The organism is Marilutibacter penaei (assembly GCF_014145395.1).
Lineage (GTDB): Bacteria > Pseudomonadota > Gammaproteobacteria > Xanthomonadales > Xanthomonadaceae > Marilutibacter > Marilutibacter penaei.
In genome coordinates this window covers 1-20,482 of sequence record NZ_JACHTE010000010.1, presented here as the reverse complement: position 1 = coordinate 20,482, position 20,482 = coordinate 1, and the positions used below count along the sequence as shown (strand labels likewise).

The following is a 20,482-nucleotide window of genomic DNA, read 5'->3' as shown; positions in this document are numbered from 1 at the left end:
GGTATCATGGCGCCATGCCTTTCATGCCGTTTCGGGCCCTTGCCACGCGCACCGCGGTCCTGCTCGCCACCCTCCTGCTGGCCGCCTGCGCATCGTCACCCGTCCCGTCTTCCCCGAACGGCGCGAACGACCGTCCACCGGTGCTCCTCGTTTCGATCGACGGCTTCCGCGCCGACTACCTCGACCTCGGGATCACGCCGAACCTGCAGCGCATCGTCGAAGGCGGGGTGCGCGCGGAATGGATGAACCCGTCGTACCCGTCGCTGACCTTTCCCAACCACTACAGCATCGTCACGGGCCTGCGCCCGGACCGCCACGGCATCGTCCACAACAGCATGGAAGACGCGGGACTGGGGACCTTCCGCCTGAGCAATCGCGAGGCCGTGGGCGACGGCCGCTGGTGGGCGGGCGAACCGGTCTGGGTCGGCGCCCACAAGGCGGGGCTGCCCACCGCAACCCTGTTCTGGCCGGGCAGCGAGGCTGCCGTGCAGGGCGTCCGGCCGGACCGTTGGCAGGCCTTCGACCCCGATCTGTCCTTCGATACACGGGTCGATACCGTGCTCGGCTGGATGGCCGAACCCGAGGCAACCCGGCCCCGCATCGCCACGCTGTACTTCGAGCGCGTCGACAAGGCCGGCCATGACCATGGCCCCGACTCGCCGGAAGCACACGCCGCCATCCGCGAAGCCGATGCCACGATCGGCCAGCTGCTCGACGGCCTGCGTGAGCAGGGGCAACTCGACGCGGTCAACCTGATCGTCGTTTCGGACCACGGCATGGCCACGGTGCCGGCGACGCAGGCAATCGCGGTCGAGGACATCGTGTCGCCCCGCGACGGCAAGGTGGTGTCCTATGGCCAGTCCGTGGGCATCGAGCCGGTGCGTGGCCGCGGCGCCGGGATCGAAAGCCGCGTTGTCGGTCGCCACGACCATTACGAGTGCTGGCGCAAGCAGGACCTGCCCGCCCGCTGGGCCTATGGCCGCCATGCGCGCGTGCCGAGCATCGTCTGCCAGATGGACGAAGGCTGGGACGCGATTCCCGCCGAGTACCTCCCGATGCGCCAGGCGGCCGGCACGCGCGGCTCGCACGGCTTCGATCCGGCGCTTCCCTCGATGCGTGCCCTGTTCATTGCACGCGGCCCCGCGTTCCGCGCCGGCGTGACTCTTCCCGCGTTCGACAATGTCGATGTTTACCCGCTGCTGGCGCGGCTGGTTGGCATCGCGCCCGCGCGCAACGACGGCGACATCACGCCGTTGCTGCCGGCCCTGGCATCGGACGCGGGGCCCTCCGACGAGTGAACCCACAGGCCGTCCGACGCCGCCTGCATTGATGTCCGAATCCGGCGAGTTCGTGCGGGCCTGCGGTGCTAGCCTGCACCCATGTCCTTCGTCGACGCCCTCGCCCACGCTGAACATGCCCGGCCCGACCTCCCAGCCGACGTCTGCGCGCAGGCGCGGCTGAGCCGGGACATCCGCTTCGACGGCCTGTTCTTCACCGCGGTGGCGACCACCGGCATCTACTGCCGGCCCGTGTGCCCGGCGCCGCCGGCGCGCGAGAAGAACGTGCGCTACTTCGCCAATGCCGCCGCGGCCGAGGCCGCCGGCTATCGTCCCTGCCTGCGCTGCCGGCCCGAGCTGTCGCCCGCCGACGGGCACTGGCGCCGCGGCGATGCCACGGTCGCGCGGGCGATCCGTCTCATCGACGACGGTCTCCTGGCCGATGCGCCGGTCGCCACGCTGGCCGAGCGCGTGCATCTGGGCGAACGCCAATTGCGGCGGCTGTTCGTCGAGCGCCTGGGCGCCGCGCCGCTCGGCGTGCATGCGACCCGGCGCCTGCTGTTCGCCAAGCAGTTGCTGACCGAGACCGACCTGCCGGTCACCGATATCGCGATGGCCGCCGGGTTCGGCAGCCTGCGCCGCTTCAACACAACGTTCAAGGACGCCTACCGGATGGCGCCGCGCGAACTGCGCCGCAACACCGCGGCGACCGGCGGCGAGACGCTGGCGCTGCGGCTGGCCTATCGGCCGCCATACGATTTCAGTGCAATGCTGGATTTCCTGCGCGGGCGCGCCCTGCCCGGCGTGGAAGTGGTCGACGACGCCTCGTACCGGCGCGTCATCGCCGTGGACGATGGCCAGGCCGCGCCCGGCTGGCTGCAGGTCCGCGCATGGCCGGGCGACGAGCCCGCGTTGAAGCTGGAACTGCACGGCGTGCCGCCGCTGCGCCTGCAGCCGGTCGTGACCCGGGTGCGGCGCATGTTCGACCTGGACGCCGACCCCGGCACCATCGCGGGCACGCTCTCCGCCGACGCGCGCCTGCAGCCACGGTTGGACCGGCGCCCCGGCCTGCGCCTGCCCAGCGGCTGGGACGGCTTCGAGATCGCAGTACGCGCGATCGTCGGCCAGCAGGTCAGCGTGGCGGCGGCCCGCACGATCACCGCGCGCCTCGCCCAGTGCTTCGGCACCCCCTGCGACGCCCCCTTGGCCGAGGGACTGACCCACCTGTTTCCCACGCCGGCGGCACTCGCCGACGCCGACTTCGCGGGCATCGGTCTGACCACCGCACGTGCCGGCTCGATACGGGCGGTCGCGCGCGCACTGCTCGATGGCCAGGTCGACTTCCGCCCGGAACAGACGCTGGATGAGTTCGTCGAGCGCTGGACGGCCCTGCCCGGCATCGGCCCGTGGACGGCGCAGTACGTTGCCATGCGCGCGCTCGGCCATCCCGATGCCTTTCCGGCGGAAGACCTGGTACTGCAGAGGACGCTGCCGACCGACGGCACGCGACTGACCGCCCGCCAGCTGGCCGCAGATGCGGAGGCGTGGCGACCGTGGCGCGCCTACGCCGTCATCCACCTCTGGCGCAGCGCCGCGGACGCGGCCGCGCCTGTACGCCCCACCGCCAAGCGGAGGTCCCCAGCATGAACACGCCCGCCCCGATCTTTCATCGCATCCAACCCAGTCCGGTCGGCCCCCTGCGCATCGCGGCCTCCGACGCCGGCGTGCACGCGATCGAGTTCGATGCGCAACGCCATCCGGTGCCGCGCGATCGTCGCTGGCACGAAGGCGCGCACCCGTTGCTGGACGCGCTCGCCGCGCAACTGGACGCGTACTTCGAAGCCCGCCTCACCCGTTTCGACCTGCCGCTCGCGCCCGAGGGCACCGACTTCCAGCGCAGCGTGTGGTTCGGGCTCGCAAGCATCCCCTTTGGCGAGACCCGGAGCTATGCGCAGATGGCCGCGCGGCTGGGCCGGCCTTCGGCCACCCGCGCCGTCGGCGCCGCCAACGGCCGCAACCCGCTGCCGATCGTATTGCCCTGCCACCGGGTCATCGGCGCCGACGGATCGCTGACCGGCTTTGGCGGTGGCTTGCCCGCCAAGCGCTTCCTGCTTCGCCTCGAAGGCGCCCTGCCTGCGGTCGACGACGACCTGTTCGCCGCCTGAGGCCGCCTCACATCCCCCGGAAACGATGCACGAAGGCCGCGCTGACCGGGAGCGATGTCTCCTGCCCACGCAGCGACAGGCGCCACTTGCCGAGTTCATCCTTCCGGACGCGGTCGATCGCCGCGACACGCACGACCACGCCCCGATGCACCTGCCAGAACACATCCGGATCCAGCCCCACGAGCAGGTCCTTCAGTGGGGTCCGGATCATCGCCTCGCCTTCGCTGGTGGCGACGCAGACGTATTTGTCCTGGGCCTGGAAGTACAGCACCTCGTCGATGCCGATCATGCGGATGCTGTCGCCGACGCTGGCGGTGATCCAGCGCACCAGGCGATCAGCCGACGGGCGCATCCGCGCCTCCAGCGCTTCGACTGCGCGCACGCGACCCTCGTCCGGTGCCTGCTCGAGCCGCTCGCGCAGGCGCTCGACGGCCTGTGCCAGGCGCGCGGGCTGCACCGGCTTGAGCAGGTAATCGATTGCGCCGGCTTCGAAGGCGTTGACCGCGTATTCGTCGTAGGCGGTGGTGAATACGACCTGCCCCCCGGCGGCCACCACCGCGCGTGCGACATCGAGTCCGCTCACCCCCGGCATGCGGATGTCGAGGAAGGCAACGTCCGGCGGCTGCGCAGCGATGGCCTGCAGCGCGGCAATGCCGTCCTCGCAGACGATGGGCGCCGGCAGGCCCGGCCACGCCTCGGCCAGCATCGCGACCAGGGCGCGGCGCTGCGGGGCTTCGTCCTCGGCGACCAGGATGCGCGGCGCGTCCACGTTCATGACGGAATCTCCAGGGGCACCCGCACATCCGCCACCGTGCCGCCGACCGCGCCGGGTCGCAGCGCCAGGCTTGCCTTCGGTCCGAAACGGGCCTGCAACTGTTCGCGCACGTTGGCCAGGCCGACACCGCTGCCGATGCCCGGCTGGAGCCCCACGCCGTCGTCGACCACGCGCACGGCCAGGGCATCGTCTTCGACCGCCACCTGTACGTCGATCCGCCCGTCGCCGCGCAGCGGCTCGATGCCGTGCTTGACCGCGTTCTCGACCAGGGTGATGAGCAGCAGCGGCGGGAACGGGTGCGCGCGCAGGCCACCGTCGACATCGACGCCCCACGCCAGGCGCCCGCCCATGCGCAGCCGCATCACGTCGAGGTAGGCCGTGCACACGTCGATCTGCTGGCCCAGCGTCGAGGGTGCGTCGCCGCCGCGCATGCGCGGGATGGTCGCCCTGAGGTAGTCCACCAACGCATCCAGCGTCTGCTCGGCCTGTTCCGGCGACTGCCTGACCAGTGCGCGCACCGACGCCAGGGTATTGAACAGGAAGTGCGGCTCGACCTGCGCCTGCAGCGCCCCCAGGCGAAGGTCGCTGTCGTGGCGCGCCTGGCGCGAACGCGCGAGCGCGTCGCGCTGCAACGCCGACTGCCAGCGGCGCTGCTCGCTGAAGTACGCACGCAGGGCCAGCCCACCGCCGAACGCCCCATAGACCACGAACAGGGACGCCAGGTTCACCAGCAGGGCCAGGATCCGCTCCGGCGTGGAGGCGCCCGAAATGTCGGGCTGTGCCATGCCGTCCGCGCGCAGGGCCGCACCGACCGTGCGCTCGATGTAGCCCGATGCCCACATGTCGACGGCATAGCTGGCCACGATGCCGACCAGCACCGCGAAGACCACGGCCCAGCGCTCCTTGCGCAGCGGCCACTGGCGATAGCGCACCCAGCTGGCGAGCGCGGGACCCGCAGTGGCCATCAGCATGAAGGCCGCGAACATGTGCGCGCCGGCCAGCACTCCGATCCGGTAGTCCTGCAACGCGAACCCGGAGCCGAAGCCGGTCATCAGTGCCAGGACCAGCAACACGCCCGCGAAGAGCAGGCTCCGGCCCCGCAACCAGGGCAGGCTGAACACCGGATACTGGCGGTAGCGCGACCAGACCGAATGACCGCCGACCAGCACCTCGGCCGGCAACGGTCTGCCCAGCGGATAGCTCGGGGCGCTGGCCGGCGATACGTTCACAGACGCTCGCCCCCGAGCACCTGGCCGCCCTGGTGCAGGGCGAGCGCCACCACCCGTCCAGACCCGTCGCGCTGGAAACGGATCTCGATGCCGAACGCATCCGCGCGGAAGACGTCCCCGCCCGCCGGCACCAGCGCGAACGCGCCCTGCCCGGTCGCCTGTGCGTGCAGTACGCCGTCACGCTCGCTCACGGTCAGCGTCATGTCCGTCGGTGCCAGCGGATAGGTGCCCGCATAGTCCGACAGCAGCCCAGCGGCCGCGCCCGCTGCGACAGCGTCGAGGCGCCGTGCCGGCATGGCGCCACCGCCCTGGTGCCAGACGAAGGTGTACCCGCCATCAGGCCCCTGCAGCGGGTGCATCAGCGCATCGAAGGCCAGTGGGTAGAAGTCGCCACGGTCGTCATGGCCCATCTCGAAGGCCGGTTGTCCGGGCGCCTGGATCTCCAGCGCGTCGCCCTTGCGCCGGACGCTCATGGCCGGACCGCCCTGCAACTGCCACTCGCCCACCAGCGCATCGATCAACGCGTCCGGTGCCGGAACCGCCTTGCGCGGGCCGGGCAGCGGCTGGCGCTCGTCCAGCAGGTGCATCCCGAGGTCGCCCAGTCCGCCGAGCGACGTCAGCGCGGTGTCGGACAGGACCACCACGCCGCGCCCTCGCTCGCGGTCGATCGCGACCAGCGACGAGAACCCGCCGGTGCCGCCCTCGTGCGCCAGTATCGCGTGGCCACCGACATCGGCCAGCATCCAGTTCATCGCGATCGGGGTGCCCGCAGGCGTCTGCAGCGGTTGCTGGGTGAGTTCGATCGCATCGGCGAGGGGCTGCGGTGCGCGACCCAGCTCGCCTTCCGCATAGCGCAGCATGTCGTCGAGGGTGGCCCGCACGCCGCCCACGCCAGCCAGTGCCGGGTCGAAGTGCCAGGCCGGGGTGCGACTTCCATTGGGGAGGTGCCCTTCGGCGGCGACGATGCCCTCCGGCGGCGCATCCAGATGCGCGCCGCCCATGCCCAGCGGCTGGAAGAGGCGCTCGCGAAGCAGCACATCGAAATCTTCGCCCGCGCGGCGCGCAACGGCCAGCGACAACAGCATCGACGCGAAGTTGGAATACGCGAACGTTTCGCCCGGCGCCTGCGTGAGCTGCACCCGGTCCAGCGCTCCGAGCAGCGCATCGGGGGTCATGGCCGCATAGGGGTCGCGCGGGTCGGCCAGCGGCACGCCCGGCGGCAACGCAGGCAGGCCGCTGGTGTGGCTGACGACATGCCGGAGCCGGATTACCTGCTCGCCGTATCGCGGCACCCCGGTGCCTTCAGGCAGGTAGTCCGCCAGCGGATCGTCGAGGCTGGCCTGGCCGGATTCAATCAGGCCCGCGAGCAGGGTCGCGGTCATCGTCTTGCTGACCGAGCCGATCTCGAAGGCACTGTTCGCGCCGATCCGGCCCGCTTCTTTCGGGTCGGCGCAGGCGTAGGCGCGACGGATCCGCGGCGCATTGCCTTCCACCTTCACCACGCCAACCGCCAGGCACGCACCGCTGCGGTCGCCGCCGATGCGTCGTTCGACGGTCGCCTGCAGGCCAGGATCGATATCGGCTTCCGGCTGGACGCCGGCGCAAGCGCCAGTAGCGGCCGACGTACCCAGCACAAGCGCCAGGATGGAAACGAAGCGCGGCTTGCGGATCTTCATCGGGAGTCCTCCATGGATGGAGCCGCCAGTGTCACGCCGCCGCGGACCGCCTGCCGGGGCCCGCGACGAAACCCCGGCTGCGGATGACGAAACGCCCGCACGGGTCGCGAAACCGGATCATTCCCGCATCAAGGCGGCGAGCGCATCGCGATAGCGGGCCGCGATGGCGGCGCGGTCGCGGTGGCGCCCCGACTCGACGACGCGCTGGCCGCCCACGTACACCTCGTCGACCAGCGGCCGGTTGCCGCTGAAGAGCCAGCGGTCGACCCGGTCTTCGTCAGTCGCACCCGCCAGCACCGGGGCGTCCGGGTCGAGGACGACTGCATCCGCGTACCGGCCCGCCTCCAGCAAGCCGATGTCATGTCCGGTGGAAGCGCCCGCACTTGCCATCGTGCCGGCCAGCAGGGTTTCGCCGACGCTGGGCGTGTCGGCAGACACGGCGATATTGCGACGCCGCGCCACCAGCCGCTGGCCATACTCCAGCCAGCGCAGCTCCTCCACCGGCGACACCGAGATGTGCGAATCGGACCCGATGCCCCAGCGACCGCCAGCGGCCAGGTAGTCCTGCAGCGGGAACAGGCCGTCGCCCAGATTGCCCTCGGTGGTCGGGCAGATCGCCACGGTCGCGCCGCTGCGCGCGATGCCGGCGACTTCGTCCGCATCGAGATGGGTGGCATGCACCAGGGTCCAGCGCGCGTCGACGTCGGCATTGTCGAGCAGCCATTGCACCGGCCTCGCGCCGCGCACCGCAAGGCAGTCCTCGACCTCCGGCACCTGCTCCGCGATGTGGATGTGCACCGGCATCGCTGGCGGCAGCGTGGCCAGCACCTGCTGCATCGCATCGGGCGGCACCGCGCGCAGGCTGTGCAGCGCGCACCCCACGTGCAGCATCTCGTTGGCGTCCTCGCACAACCTGTCGATCAATGCGAGGTAATCGTCGACCGCGTGCCCGAAGCGCTGCTGGCGTTCGCCCAGTGCGCGCCCGTCGAAGCCACCGGTCATGTACAGCACCGGCAGCAGGGTCATGCGAATGCCGGCATCACGCGCCGCGGCCACCAGCGCCTGCGACATCGCGCTTGGGTCGGCATACGGCCGGCCACCGGGCGCATGGTGCAGGTAATGGAATTCGCACACGGTGGTGTAGCCCGCTTCGAGCATCTCGACATAGAGCTGCGCGGCCACCGCATACAACGTGTCGGGCGAGAAACGCGCCGCGAACCGGTACATGGTCTCGCGCCAGGTCCAGAACGAGTCGTTCGGATCCGTCTGCCGCTCGGCCATGCCGGCCATCGCACGCTGGAACGCATGCGAATGCAGGTTGGCGATGCCGGGCAGGAGGCGCCGTCCGCGCGGCGCGTGCGTCTCCAGGGCTTCGATCCGTCCCCGTGCATCCACCGTCGCCCGCTGGCCTTCCCGCCAGCCATCTGGCGTCCACAACGCACCCTCGGGAAGCGATTTTCGGCTCATGCAGGCAATCCATGGACGATGGGAGGCACCGCCATTGTCTCGCGCGGCGCGCAGGCTGGCGAGTTTCGACCGGACCTCGACATGCCCAACCCCTACAATGGACCGATGAGTCCTGGCCGTCCTCCCCAACCGGCCCCCGATCCCGGCGGGCCGGCGCCGCTCTGGTCGCCATCCGAGTGGAAACGTCGGCTGGCCCTGTGGGGCGGCGCCGTCGCGGTGGCGCTGGCCGCGATCGTCTTCGCCAAGGTCGGCGATGCCGCCTTCGGCGTCTTCGTGCGGGTCAGCGAGCATTCGCCCTGGTGGGCGCTGCTGTTGACGCCCGGTGCGTTCGCACTGCTCGCCTGGGCCACGCGTGGCCGCCTGGCGCCCACGCGAGGCAGCGGCATCCCCCAGGTGATCGCGTCGCTGCAGGTCACGCGCGACGACTTCCGCGCCGCGCAGTTGTCCCTCTGGGTGTCGCTGAGCAAGATGGCGTTCACGCTTGTCGCGCTGCTCGGAGGCGCCTCCGTCGGTCGCGAAGGGCCCACGGTGCACGTCGGCGCGGGGATCATGCACGCCATCGGCCGCCGCCTCGGATATTCCGATCCGTACCAGGCCTCGCGCTTCCTGCTGGCAGGCGGCGCCGCGGGCATCGCCGCTGCCTTCAACACGCCGCTCGCCGGCGTGGTGTTCGCGATCGAGGAGCTGAGCGGCGCATTCGAGCAACGCTTTTCGGGCACCTTGCTGACGGCGGTGATCATCGGCGGCGTGGTATCACTCGGACTGCTCGGCGATTACGCCTACTTCGGCCACATCAGCGCGCGCCTGCCACTGGGCGAGGGCTGGCTGGCCATCGCGGCCTGCGGCATCGTCTGTGGGCTGCTCGGGGGCCTGTTCGCACGCCTCGTGATCGGCGCGGTCGATGGCCGGCCGCGCTGGCTTGGACGCCTCCGTGCAGACCGTCCGGTGCTGTTCGCCACGGCCTGCGGCATGCTGCTCGCGCTGCTCGGCATCGCCCTCGGCGGCACGGTCTTCGGCACCGGCTACGAACAGGCCCATGCCCTGCTGCAACAGCACGGCGAACCGGGCGCCGGGTTCGGCATCGCGAAGTTCGCCGCCAATCTGGTGTCCTACGTCGCCGGGATCCCCGGCGGGCTGTTCTCGCCGGCACTGGCAGTGGGGGCCGGGATTGGCGACAACCTCGCCCTGCTGTTTCCAGGCGTGGACCCCTCCGCGATCGTGCTGCTGGGCATGTGCGCCTATCTCGCCGGCGTGACCCAGGCACCGCTGACATCCGCGGTCATTTCGATCGAACTGACCGACAACCACGAGTTGCTGCTGCCCATCCTCGCCACGGTGCTGCTGGCCCGTGCCAGTTCCAACCTGCTGTGCCCCACGCCCATCTACAAGGCGCTGGCCCAACGCCTCGCGCCGCGCCTCGCACCGGAGCCTGCTGCATGATGACGCCCGTTCCCGACGTTGACTCCCGCTGGGATGGCCTGATCGTCGGCCCTTCGCTGGCCACCCTCGACGACACCCGGGGCTATGGCGAGGTCACCGACGGCGCGATCGCCTGGAAGGACGGTCGACTGGCCTGGGTGGGCGCGCGGGTCCAGTTGCCGGGGGACGAAGACAGCCTCGCCGACCAGGTGATCGAAGCGGACGGCTGGATCACGCCGGGCCTCGTGGACTGCCACACCCACCTGGTATTCGCCGGCGACCGCGCACGCGAATTCGAGATGCGCCTCGAGGGTGCGAGCTACGAGGACATCGCCCGCTCCGGCGGCGGCATCCTGTCGAGCGTCCGCGCGGTCCGCGCCGCCAGCGAGGACGACCTGCTGCGCGAATCGCTTCCGCGTGCACGCGCGCTCGTCGCGGACGGCGTCAGCACGCTCGAAATCAAGTCCGGTTACGGGCTGGACCTCGACAATGAACGCAAGATGCTGCGGGTCGCGCGCCGCCTCGGCGAGGTGCTGGGCATCGAGGTCCGCACCACGTACCTCGCCGCGCATGCGCTGCCCCCTGAGTTCTCCGGCGACGCCGAGGCCTACATCGATGCCGTGGTCGAATGGCTGCCGGTGTTGCACGGCGAGGGCCTGGTCGACGCCGTCGACGCCTTCTGCGAAGGCATCGGCTTCACGCCCGCGCAGACCCGCCGGGTGTTCGAGGCCGCACGCCTGCTCGACCTGCCCGTCAAGCTGCACGCGGACCAGCTCAGCGACCTGGGCGGCGCCGGCCTGGTCGCGGCCTTCGCCGGCCTGTCTGCCGACCACGTCGAGTACAGCAGCGCGGAAAGCGTGGCGGCAATGGCGGCGTCCGGCGTGGTCGCGGTGCTGCTGCCCGGCGCATTCCACGTCCTGCGCGAGACGAAACTGCCGCCGCTCGAGGCGTTCCGCCAACAGGGCGTGGCGATGGCCGTGGCCACCGACTGCAACCCCGGCACCGCGCCCCTGTTGTCACTGCGACAGGCCATGCAGCTGGCCTGCACGCACTTTCGCCTGACCCCGGAGGAAGCCCTGCGCGGCGCGACCGTGAACGCGGCGCATGCGCTGGGCCTGCACGACCGTGGCGTGCTGCGCGTGGGCGCGCGCGCCGACTTCGCGCTCTGGGACATCCGCCATCCGTCGGAGCTCGGTTACTGGCTCGGCGGTCGCCTGTGTCGCGGGGTGTATGCCGGGGGGCGTTTCATCGGCTGAGGGTACCTCCGGCGTACCGCGCCGGACCGTCCGGGCGCCATGAACGAAAAAACCCCGCGCGAGCGGGGTTTTTCAGCGGCGTCGCGGCCAGGGCCGCGCTGCGGGCCTCAGGCCTTGGCGGCCTTCTTTGCCACGACCTTGCGGGCCGTCTTGGTGGTCTTCTTGGTCACCGGGGCCGAAGCGGCGCCGGTCGACTTGGTCACGGCCTTGGAACGGGCGTTGCCGTAGCTGGAGTTGTAGCGCTTGCCCTTGGCGGTCTTGCGGTCGCCCTTGCCCATGGTTGGTGCTCCGGAATCGTTGGATGTAGTGAATACGCACGGTGCGTGACCGGCCATTGTAACACGCAGCTCTGCCGGTAACGGCCCCTGGCGACGTCAATGCGCGCAGCTGGCGTCGTGCACGTGCCCGTGGTTCAGCCGCAGGTTGGCCAGATGGGCCAGGCCGACGAGGGTGCCGCCGAAGGTCATCGCCACCGCGTGCGGGACCAGCGACTCGTGCAGCGGCCGGTACAGCACGCCAATCCAGAGGACGGCCAACCCGGGCAGGAGCAGGGACAGCGCGCGGACCGCCCCGTGCCGACGGTAGCCCCAGATCACACTGAACAGGCCCAGCGCCGTGGCGAACACGACGAAGGCCACTTCGAAACGGTCATCGAGCCAGCCGGCGATCCCCAGCGAAGGCAGGGTCGCGATCAGGATGGGCAACAGGGCGCAGTGCACGGCGCACAACAGGGAACCCAGGGCCCCGAAGCGGTCGATAAGGCGGTGGCGGGAGGCAGGGGACATGAACGTGACGAATGGGAGGGGCTGGACAGCGGATTGTTATAATATAACATTCCGACATGTCCCGACGCCACTTTACCTCATCCACCCCATGCTGCCCATGAATCCAGTCCCCCCGCTCCGTCGCCTGCCCCTCGCGCTCGCGCTCGCCACCGCCCTGCCCCTCGCCGCCCACGCCGATCCGGCGATCCAGTCGCATGACCACGCGCCCGTTGACCTGGACGCGGTCGAGGTCAAGGCCACGCCGCTGGCCGACGACGCCGAACACCTGATGCGTCCGGTGGACGTGCTGGCGGGCGAGAAGCTGGACGATGCGAAAGCCAATTCGCTGGGCGAGACCGTCGCGAAGCTGCCCGGCGTGCAGTCCAGCTATTTCGGCCCCGGTGTGGGCCGCCCGACCATCCGCGGCCTCGACGGCGCGCGCGTGCAGGTGTTGAGCGACGGCCTGGGCACCGGCGACGTGTCCACGGTCAGCGTCGACCATGCGGTCAGCGTCGAGCCGTTCCTGGCCGAGCAGATCGAAGTGCTGAAGGGCCCCGCCACCCTGCTGTACGGCAGCGGCGCGATCGGCGGCGCCGTGAACGTGGTCGATGGCCGCGTGCCCGAGCGCACCACCGCCGAACCGCTGCAGGGCCGCGCCGAACTGCGCGGCGGCACGGTCAACGACGAGAAGACCGGCATGGTGCGCCTGGATGGTACGTCCAGCGATGGGCGCTGGGTGTTCCATGTCGATGCCCTGCACCGCGAAACCGGTGACTACGACATCCCGGGGTACGCGGAAAGCGAGCATGCCCACGAGGAGGAGCATCACGACGGCGACGACGATGACCACGACCACGACGAGCACGAGGAGGAAGGCGCGTTCGGCACCCTGCCCAACAGCGCGATCCGCACCGACGCCGGTGCCTTCGGCCTGTCCTGGGTCGGCGAGCGCGGCTTTCTCGGCGCCTCGGCGAGCCTGTACAGCACCCGCTACGGGGTCCCCGGCCACAGCCATGGAGAGGAAGAGGACCACGACCACGGTCATGACGATGACGATCACGACGACGACCATGACCACGACGAGGCGAACGCACACGAAGAGGGCGTGACCATCGTGATGGACCAGCGTCGCTACGAGGTGCGGGGCGGACTCGACGACATCGGTCCGTTCGCCTCCCTCAAGGCCAAGATGGCCCACACCGACTACACCCACACCGAGTACGAGGGCGACGAGGTCGGCACCGTGTTCCACAGCACCAGCACCGAGGCGCGCCTTGAAGCGCTCCACTCGCCGATCGCCGGCTGGGACGGTGCATTTGGCCTGCAGTGGGCGCAGCGCGATTTCGAAGCCATCGGCGACGAGGCCTTCGTTCCGGGTTCGGAGACCCGCGACGTTGGCCTGTTCTGGATCGGCCAGCGTGACTTCGACCCGGTCAGGGTCGAACTGGGCGCCCGCTACGACCGCAACAGCATCGGCGTCGATGGCGCCACCCGTGTCGTCAACAACGCGGAAGTGGCGTTCCCGGACAACGACTTCGACACCTTCAGCGCGTCCGCGGCGCTGCGCTGGGACATCAGCGACGACTTCCACCTGTCCTTCGGACTCGACCGCGCGCAGCGCTCACCGGTCGCCGAGGAGCTGTACTCCAGCGGCCTGCACGTCGCCACCGGCAGTGTCGAACTGGGCGACCCGACGCTCGACGTCGAGACCGCCAACCGCGCCGAGATCGGCCTGCACTGGCACTCCGGACCCTTCAAACTGGGGGCCTCGCTGTACCAGGCCCGGTTCGACGACTTCATCTACCTCGCAGACACGGGCGTCGACGACGGCGGGCCGGTCTATCTGTGGACGCAGGAGGACGCCCGCTTCACCGGTGGCGAGGTCGAGGGCACCTGGACCTTCGCCCAGAACGCCAGCGGCCTGTGGGACCTCACCGTGTTCGGCGACATCGTCGATGCCGAGCTGACCGGCAGCGGCACGCGCGACGTCGACATCTCGGTGCCGCACGGTGACCACAGCCACGACTACACGGTCACGCTGGAGCGCAGCGGCGCCCTGCCGCGCATCGCACCGGCCCGCGTCGGCGGCAGCCTCGACTGGTCGCTGGGTGCGTGGCGTGCCTCGCTCGGCGCGATCCGCTACATGGAGCAGGACGACGTCGCCGCCAACGAGACGCCGACCCCCGGCTACACCCTGGTCGACGCCCACCTCGCCTGGCACATCGACACCGCGAGCGGCGGCTCCTGGGAAGTCTTCGTCGACGGCAGCAACCTGCTCGACGAGGAAGCGCGCGTGCACACGTCCTTTCTCAAGGACCTCGCGCCCCTGCCCGGCCGCGGCTTCGCCTTCGGCATCCGCAGCTACTTCTAGGGCACCAGCGCCACGCGGGCGGCCGTCCCGGACGGCCGTCCCGTCACTCCTGCTTCGCACACTCCGCGCAGATGCCGTGCACCTCCAGCGTCTGCGCCTGGGGGACGAAGCCCAGCGCACGCGCGCGGCGGTCGAGTGACGCGACGATGTCCTCGTCCTCCAGCTCGGTGGCCGACTGGCAGCGGTCGCAGATCAGGAAGGGCACCGCGTGCGCTTCCGCGCCGGGATGGTGGCAACCGACGAAGGCGTTGATCGACGCGAGCTTGTGGATGAAGCCGTGCTCGAGCAGGAAGTCCAGCGCGCGATACACCGTCGGCGGCGCGGCCGAGTCGTGTGTTTCCTTCATCTGGTCGAGCAGGTCATAGGCCTTCACCGGCCGCCCGGCGTCCGCGATCAACTGCAATGCGTGCGCGCGGATCGGGGTCAGGCGCAGGCCGCGCCGTTCGCACTGGCGTTCCACTTCGCGCACGAACGCCTCGGCGTCGTGGACATGGTGCTTGGGGTCGGTGCAGGCGTGCGACATGCTCATCTCCCTCGTCTATGCGCCCTCGGGCAACAGGGCAAGCGCGGCATCGATACGCGACAGCGCCTCGTCGCGGCCGCACAGGTAGACGGTGTGGCCGATGTCCGGGCTGACCTGGGTGCCGGTGATCGCCACGCGCATCGGCTGCGCCACCTTGCCCATGCCGACGCCCAGCGCCTCGGCGCTCTGCTGCAACGCGCCGGTGATCGCCTCGGCACTCCAGGCCGGCAGCGCGGCGATCCGCTCGCGCGCATCGGCCAGCGGTGCACGCGCCTTGTCGGTCAGGTGCTTGGCCACGGCTGCATCGTCGTAGCCGGACAGCGGCCCGAACCAGACCTTCGAGCGCTCCGCCATCTCCTTCAGCGTCTGCACGCGGTCGCGCATCGCGATGACGATATCGGCCGACGCCGGCCCGATGGCCAGGTCCAGGCCCTGGTCGCGCAGGTGCCATTCCAGGTACGGCGCGACCGCCGTCGGGTCGTCGGACTTCAGGTACTGCTGGTTGAGCCAGCCCAGCTTGGCCGTATCGAGGCGCGAGGCCTTGGCGTTCACGTCCTTGAGGTCGAACAGCCGGGTCATCTCCTCGATGGAGAAGATCTCCTGGTCGCCATGCGACCAGCCCAGCCGGACCAGGTAGTTCAGCAGCGCGTGCGGCAGGTAGCCCATCTCGCGGTACTGCATGACGTCGGCCGCACCGGTGCGCTTGGACAGCTTGGCGCCCTGCTCGTCGAGGATCATCGGCAGGTGCGCGAAGTGCGGCACCGGCGCGCCCAGCGCCTGGTAGATGTTGATCTGGCGCGGCGTGTTGTTGACGTGGTCGTCGCCGCGCACCACGTCGGTGATGCCCATGTCGATGTCGTCGACCACCACCGCGAAGTTGTAGGTCGGGTAGCCGTCGGAGCGGAAGATCACCAGGTCGTCGAGCTCGTCGTTGCTGATCTCGATGCGGCCCTTGACCTTGTCCTCCCAGACGACCGATCCGCCCTGCGGGTTGCGGAAGCGGACCACCCGGTTGGGGTCGTCGCGATACGCCAGGCCGGCATCGCGCGCGGCGCCGTTGTAGCGCGGCTTCTGGCCCGCGGCCATCGCCGCCTCGCGCATCGCCTCGAGTTCTTCCTTGCTCTCGTAGGCGTAGTACGCGGTGCCGTCGGCCAGCATGCGGTCGGCGACTTCGCGATAGCGGTCGAGACGCTGCGTCTGGTAGACCGGGCCCTCGTCATAGTCCAGGCCCAGCCAGTCCATCGCCTGCAGGATCGCGTCGATCGCCGCCTGCGTGCTGCGCTCGCGGTCGGTGTCCTCGACCCGCAGCACGAACTCGCCGCCGTTGCGACGCGCCTCCAGCCAGCAGTACAGCGCGGTGCGCGCGCCGCCGATGTGCAGGTAACCGGTGGGACTGGGGGCGAAGCGGGTACGGCAGGTCATGCGGGGCTCGACGCGAAACGGGGAGACCCGCGATTTTACCGGAGCGCGCCGGCCAGCGCCGGTGTCGGTGCCAGTGCCCCTGGATCGGCCGGGTAGAATGCGCCGATGGCCACCCTCTTCATCTCCGACCTGCACCTCGATCCCGAGCGGCCCGCCATCACCGATCTGTTCGTCGCCTTCCTGCGCGGCGAGGCCCGGCAGGCCGACGCGCTGTACATCCTCGGCGACCTGTTCGAGGCCTGGGTCGGCGACGACGATCCGTCCGAGGTGGGCGCCACGGTGGCCGATGAAGTGCGCGCCCTCGTCGATGCCGGCGTGCCGGTGTTTTTCATGCGCGGCAATCGCGACTTCCTGCTCGGCGACGCCTTCGCGCGACGCGCCGGCATGACCGTGCTGCCGGATCCCGCGGTGGTGATGCTGGAGGGCCGCCCGACCCTGCTGATGCATGGCGACCTGCTGTGTACCGACGACACCGCCTACCAGGCCTTCCGCGCACAGGTGCGCGATCCACGCTGGCAGGCCGGCTTCCTCGCGCAGCCGCTGGACGCGCGGTTGGCCTTCGCCCGGCAGGCGCGCGCCGCCAGCCAGGCGCACCAGTCGGGGCTGAAGGACGAAGGCCGGATGGAGACGATCACCGACGTCGCCCCGGCCACCGTCCACGACACCCTGTACCGCTACGGCATCGACACCCTGGTGCACGGCCACACCCACCGGCCGGCGATCCATGCGGTCGATGTCGACGGGCAGGCCTGCACGCGCATCGTGCTCGGCGACTGGTACGAACAGGGCTCGGTGCTGCGCGTCGACGCGACCGGCACCCGTCTGGAGGCGCTGACCGCCTGAGCGCGTTCAGTGCGCCGGGTCGCGACGCGTGGCCAGCGCGTCCAGCGACGCCAGTTCGTCTTCATCGAAACCCGCCAGCAGCCGCGCCTCGACATTGAACGGCCCGTACAGGTAGCCGCTGGCGTACTCGCGCAACAGCTCGCGGAAGCGTGCGCGCGGCTCGACCCCGGCGCCTTCGCAGTACCAGCGGTACCAGCGCGAACCGGCCGCCACGTGCGCCACTTCCTCGCGCAGGATCACCTCCAGCACGTCGGCGGTGACGTCGTCGCCCAACGCGCGCAGCTTGAGGATCATCCCCGGGGTGACATCGAGGCCACGCGCCTCCAGCACCCGCGGCACCAGCGCCATCCGCGCCATGCCGTCATGCGCGGTCTTTTCGGCCATCTCCCACAGCCCGTTGTGGGCATCGAAGTCGCCGTAGTCATGGCCGAGCGCGCGCAGGCGCTCGCGCAGCATCAGGAAGTGCCGGGCCTCGTCGGCGGCCACGCCCACCCAGTCGCGGGCGAACGCCGCAGGCAGGCCGCGGAAGCGGTAGACCGCGTCCCAGGCCAGGTCGATGGCGTTGAACTCGATGTGCGCGATTGCGTGGATGAAGGCGGCGCGCCCGGCCTCGCTGCCGAGCCCGCGGCGCGGCAACTCGCGCGGGTGCACCAGGCGCGGCCGCGCGGGCCGGCCGGGCATGCGGATCGCCTCCGCGGGCGGCGCATCGGGGTCCATGTCCAGCTCACCGCGCGCGAAGGCCGCGGCCGCGGCCAGCGTGGCCTCGGGCTTCGAATCAGGGGTCGCGGCGTCGAGGCAGGCACGGGCCGCCTCATGCAACGACGTCATGCCCGCGCCCCGGCCACGCTCACGACGCGCGGCGCTGGATCTTCGCTTCGTCCGAACGCAGGTGCTTGATGCGCTCGAAGTAGTCGGCCTCGGTGCCGGTCACGTACACGCCGTTGAAGCAGGACGAATCGAAGTGGGCGATGCGGCTCTTCGGGCCGGACACGGCCTTCTCCAGGTCCTCGAGGTCCTGGTAGATCAGCCAGTCGCAACCCAGCAGCGCCTCGATGTCCTGCTCCTCGCGGTTGTACGCGATCAGTTCCTCGCGCGTCGGCATGTCGATGCCGTAGATGTTCGGGTGCCGCACCGGCGGCGCCGCCGAAGCCAGGTACACCTTGCGCGCGCCGGCCTCGCGGGCCATCTGCACGATCTGCTGGCTGGTGGTGCCGCGCACGATCGAATCGTCCACCAGCAGCACCACGCGGTTGCGGAACTCCAGCGGGATCGGGTTGAGCTTGCGGCGCACCGACTTCGCGCGCTCGCCCTGCCCCGGCATGATGAAGGTGCGGCCCACGTAGCGGTTCTTGATGAAGCCCTCGCGGTACTTCACGCCCAGCACGTTGGCGACCTCCAGCGCGGCGTCGCGCGAGGAGTCGGGGATCGGGATGACGGTGTCGATGTCGTGGTCCGGGCGCAGGCGCAGGATCTTCTCGCCCAGCGTCTGGCCCATGCGCATGCGCGCCTTGTGCACGGACACATCGTCCATCATCGAATCCGGACGCGCGAAGTAGACGTACTCGAACATGCACGGCGTGTGCGGCTTCTCCTCGGCGCAGGCGCGCGCATGCAGTTCTCCGTCCATGGTGACCACGATGCCCTCGCCCGGGCGCACGTCGCGCACGCGCTCGAAGCCGGTCAGGTCCAGTGCCACCGACTCGCTGGCCACGGCGTATTCGTCGCGACCGTCGCGGTGGCGCTTGCCCAGCACCAGCGGGCGGATGCCGTTGGGGTCGCGGAATGCGACCAGGCCCAGGCCCAGCACTGCGGCGACCACCGCGTAGCCACCCTGGCAGCGCCGGTTCACGCCCTCGATCGCCCGGAACACCGTCTCCGGGGTCAGGCCCTTCTGGGTGTCCAGCTCGTGCGCGAATACGTTGACCAGCACTTCGGAGTCGGACTCGGTGTTGATGTTGCGGCGGTCCTGAGCGAACACCTCGTCGCGCAGCGCCTCGGTGTTGATCAGGTTGCCGTTGTGCGCCAGCACGATGCCGTAGGGCGAGTTGACGTAGAAGGGCTGCGCCTCGTCCGAGCCCTCGCTGCCCGCGGTCGGGTAGCGGCAATGGCCGATGCCGATATTGCCCTGCAGGACCTGCATCGACGCTTCGTCGAACACGTCGCGCACCAGGCCGTTGCCCTTGTGGACCCGCAGGCGGGTGCCCTGCGCGGTGGCGATGCCCGCCGCATCCTGGCCGCGGTGCTGGAGCACCGTGAGGCCGTCGTACAACTGGGCCGCGACGTCGTTCTGGCCGACGATACCGATGATGCCGCACATAGCTTATGGATCCTGGTCAGTGTCGACCGGTGCCGGCGGCACCGGGGTGGGCAGGGGCAGGGGCACGCCCTGCGAAACGTCCTGCAATACGTCCGACGCGGCCACCGGGGCCTCGCCGCTGAAATCGATCTGCTGCACCGCCCATTCCGGCAGCCAGCCCTGCAGCCACAAGGCCCCGGGCAGCGCCAGCGGCACCAGCCGCGAATGCCGCCACTCCGGCTCGCGCGGCAGGCCGGTGAAGCCCATCAGCAGCACCAGCACGCAGACCACGAACACGCCGCGCAGCACGCCGAACACCAGGCCGAGCGCGCGGTCCAGGCCGGACAGCCCGACCGTGTGCAGCAGCTTCTTCACGCTCCAGCCGACCACGCCCACCAGCACCATCACGCCGATGAAACTCAGTGCATATCCGGCGAACAGCTGGCCGGTCGTGGGCGCGGTGCCGCCGGCCAGCATCAGCGCGACATCACCGCCGTAGCGGAAGGCCGCCCAGCCGCCCAGCAGCCAGGCCGCCAGCGAAGCGATCACGCCGACCAGTCCGCGCAGCGCGCCAAACAGCGCCGACATCGCGACGATCGCCAACAGCACCCAGTCGATCGCCGTCATGGCCGCGACCGCCCGTTCGCACCGACCCCGGTCACCGCCCTCACGGGTGCGGTCGGACCATGCCGTCGACGCCCAGTTTCGCCGCCACCTCGGCCTTCAGCGCTTCGGCCTCGGCACGGCTGCCCACCGGTCCGACCCGGACCCGGCTCAGCGTGCCCTGGTCGGTCTGGACCTGCTCGATGAAGCTGCTGAAGCCGGCCGCACGCGCCTTGTCGCGCAGCTGGCCGGCCTGCGCCGCCTGGCTGAAGGCGCCGATCTGCACGGCGAAGCCGACGTCCGCGGCCGCCGGCGCACGCGGCGCGGGCGCGCTGGCGACCGGGGCGGGTTCGGGCGTACGCGCCGGTTCGGGCTCGCGGGCCGGCGGCGGTTCGG

The 20,482-nt window shown here is 70.5% G+C and carries 19 protein-coding genes; 7 read left to right on the top strand and 12 right to left on the bottom strand.

Annotated features, from left to right (window positions below; all coding sequences use genetic code 11):
• The first annotated feature begins 14 nt into the window (after positions 1 to 14).
• The 3 genes from H4F99_RS13495 to H4F99_RS13485 all read left to right on the top strand — a co-directional run bounded on the left by H4F99_RS13495 (position 15) and on the right by H4F99_RS13485 (position 3,442).
• Positions 15 to 1,298: an alkaline phosphatase family protein gene (locus tag H4F99_RS13495; RefSeq protein WP_246372173.1), complete on the top strand. Its 1,284-nt coding sequence runs from the start codon at positions 15 to 17 to the stop codon at positions 1,296 to 1,298.
• An 81-nt stretch (positions 1,299 to 1,379) separates the two neighbouring features.
• Positions 1,380 to 2,924 (top strand): DNA-3-methyladenine glycosylase 2 family protein, encoded by a 1,545-nt coding sequence (locus tag H4F99_RS13490; RefSeq protein ID WP_182670357.1) that lies wholly within the window; start codon positions 1,380 to 1,382, stop codon positions 2,922 to 2,924.
• Entirely contained in the window at positions 2,921 to 3,442 is a 522-nt protein-coding gene (locus H4F99_RS13485) for a methylated-DNA--[protein]-cysteine S-methyltransferase (protein WP_182670356.1), read from the top strand. Before H4F99_RS13490 ends, H4F99_RS13485 begins: the two co-directional genes overlap by 4 nt.
• A gap of 7 nt (positions 3,443 to 3,449) precedes the next feature.
• Here H4F99_RS13485 and H4F99_RS13480 read toward each other — a convergent pair whose 3' ends face one another.
• From H4F99_RS13480 to H4F99_RS13465, 4 genes are all read right to left on the bottom strand, one after another.
• Entirely contained in the window at positions 3,450 to 4,211 is a 762-nt protein-coding gene (locus H4F99_RS13480) for a response regulator (RefSeq protein WP_182670537.1), read from the bottom strand.
• A gap of 2 nt (positions 4,212 to 4,213) precedes the next feature.
• Positions 4,214 to 5,446: a histidine kinase gene (locus tag H4F99_RS13475; RefSeq protein WP_182670354.1), complete on the bottom strand. Its 1,233-nt coding sequence runs from the start codon at positions 5,444 to 5,446 to the stop codon at positions 4,214 to 4,216.
• The gene (locus H4F99_RS13470; RefSeq protein ID WP_182670353.1) at positions 5,443 to 7,122 is read right to left on the bottom strand and encodes a serine hydrolase; all 1,680 of its coding nucleotides are present in this window, start codon (positions 7,120 to 7,122) and stop codon (positions 5,443 to 5,445) included. Before H4F99_RS13470 ends, H4F99_RS13475 begins: the two co-directional genes overlap by 4 nt.
• 117 nt (positions 7,123 to 7,239) lie before the next feature.
• A complete protein-coding gene (locus H4F99_RS13465) occupies positions 7,240 to 8,589 on the bottom strand; it encodes a formimidoylglutamate deiminase (protein ID WP_182670351.1) in 1,350 nt (449 codons plus the stop codon).
• Positions 8,590 to 8,694: 105 nt separating this feature from the next.
• Here H4F99_RS13465 and H4F99_RS13460 point away from each other — a divergent pair, with 105 nt between their 5' ends.
• The gene (locus H4F99_RS13460) at positions 8,695 to 10,029 is read left to right on the top strand and encodes a chloride channel protein (RefSeq protein WP_182670349.1); all 1,335 of its coding nucleotides are present in this window, start codon (positions 8,695 to 8,697) and stop codon (positions 10,027 to 10,029) included.
• Entirely contained in the window at positions 10,026 to 11,264 is a 1,239-nt protein-coding gene (gene hutI, locus H4F99_RS13455) for an imidazolonepropionase (protein ID WP_246372170.1), read from the top strand. Before H4F99_RS13460 ends, hutI begins: the two co-directional genes overlap by 4 nt.
• Before the next feature lie 107 nt (positions 11,265 to 11,371).
• Here the strand turns inward: hutI and H4F99_RS13450 are convergent, their stop codons facing one another.
• On the bottom strand, positions 11,372 to 11,542 hold the full coding sequence (locus H4F99_RS13450) for a 30S ribosomal protein THX (protein ID WP_246372154.1): 171 nt from the start codon (positions 11,540 to 11,542) through the stop codon (positions 11,372 to 11,374).
• 96 nt (positions 11,543 to 11,638) lie between these two features.
• The gene (locus H4F99_RS13445; protein ID WP_182670345.1) at positions 11,639 to 12,049 is read right to left on the bottom strand and encodes a MerC domain-containing protein; all 411 of its coding nucleotides are present in this window, start codon (positions 12,047 to 12,049) and stop codon (positions 11,639 to 11,641) included.
• A gap of 97 nt (positions 12,050 to 12,146) precedes the next feature.
• On the opposite strand from H4F99_RS13445, the gene H4F99_RS13440 reads away from it, so the two are divergent.
• The gene (locus H4F99_RS13440; RefSeq protein WP_182670343.1) at positions 12,147 to 14,399 is read left to right on the top strand and encodes a TonB-dependent receptor; all 2,253 of its coding nucleotides are present in this window, start codon (positions 12,147 to 12,149) and stop codon (positions 14,397 to 14,399) included.
• A gap of 43 nt (positions 14,400 to 14,442) precedes the next feature.
• Here H4F99_RS13440 and H4F99_RS13435 read toward each other — a convergent pair whose 3' ends face one another.
• Together H4F99_RS13435 and gltX are read right to left on the bottom strand one after the other, a co-directional pair.
• Entirely contained in the window at positions 14,443 to 14,928 is a 486-nt protein-coding gene (locus H4F99_RS13435) for a transcriptional repressor (RefSeq protein ID WP_182670341.1), read from the bottom strand.
• A gap of 9 nt (positions 14,929 to 14,937) precedes the next feature.
• Entirely contained in the window at positions 14,938 to 16,344 is a 1,407-nt protein-coding gene (gene gltX, locus H4F99_RS13430; RefSeq protein ID WP_182670339.1) for a glutamate--tRNA ligase, read from the bottom strand.
• Between the two features lie 105 nt (positions 16,345 to 16,449).
• Between gltX and lpxH the strand changes: the two genes are divergently transcribed.
• Complete coding sequence (gene lpxH, locus H4F99_RS13425; RefSeq protein ID WP_182670337.1) at positions 16,450 to 17,187, top strand: UDP-2,3-diacylglucosamine diphosphatase; 738 nt, start codon at positions 16,450 to 16,452, stop codon at positions 17,185 to 17,187.
• Between the two features lie 6 nt (positions 17,188 to 17,193).
• On the opposite strand, the gene H4F99_RS13420 is transcribed toward lpxH, so the two are convergent.
• The 4 genes from H4F99_RS13420 to H4F99_RS13405 form a co-directional block, all read right to left on the bottom strand.
• Positions 17,194 to 18,015 (bottom strand): ferritin-like domain-containing protein, encoded by an 822-nt coding sequence (locus tag H4F99_RS13420; RefSeq protein WP_182670335.1) that lies wholly within the window; start codon positions 18,013 to 18,015, stop codon positions 17,194 to 17,196.
• A 19-nt stretch (positions 18,016 to 18,034) separates the two neighbouring features.
• A complete protein-coding gene (gene purF, locus H4F99_RS13415) occupies positions 18,035 to 19,504 on the bottom strand; it encodes an amidophosphoribosyltransferase (RefSeq protein WP_182670333.1) in 1,470 nt (489 codons plus the stop codon).
• Between the two features lie 3 nt (positions 19,505 to 19,507).
• Positions 19,508 to 20,110 (bottom strand): CvpA family protein, encoded by a 603-nt coding sequence (locus H4F99_RS13410; RefSeq protein WP_182670331.1) that lies wholly within the window; start codon positions 20,108 to 20,110, stop codon positions 19,508 to 19,510.
• Between the two features lie 40 nt (positions 20,111 to 20,150).
• Positions 20,151 to 20,482, bottom strand: a 332-nt coding sequence (locus H4F99_RS13405) for an SPOR domain-containing protein (RefSeq protein WP_182670330.1), incomplete at its 5' end; no start/stop codon positions are given.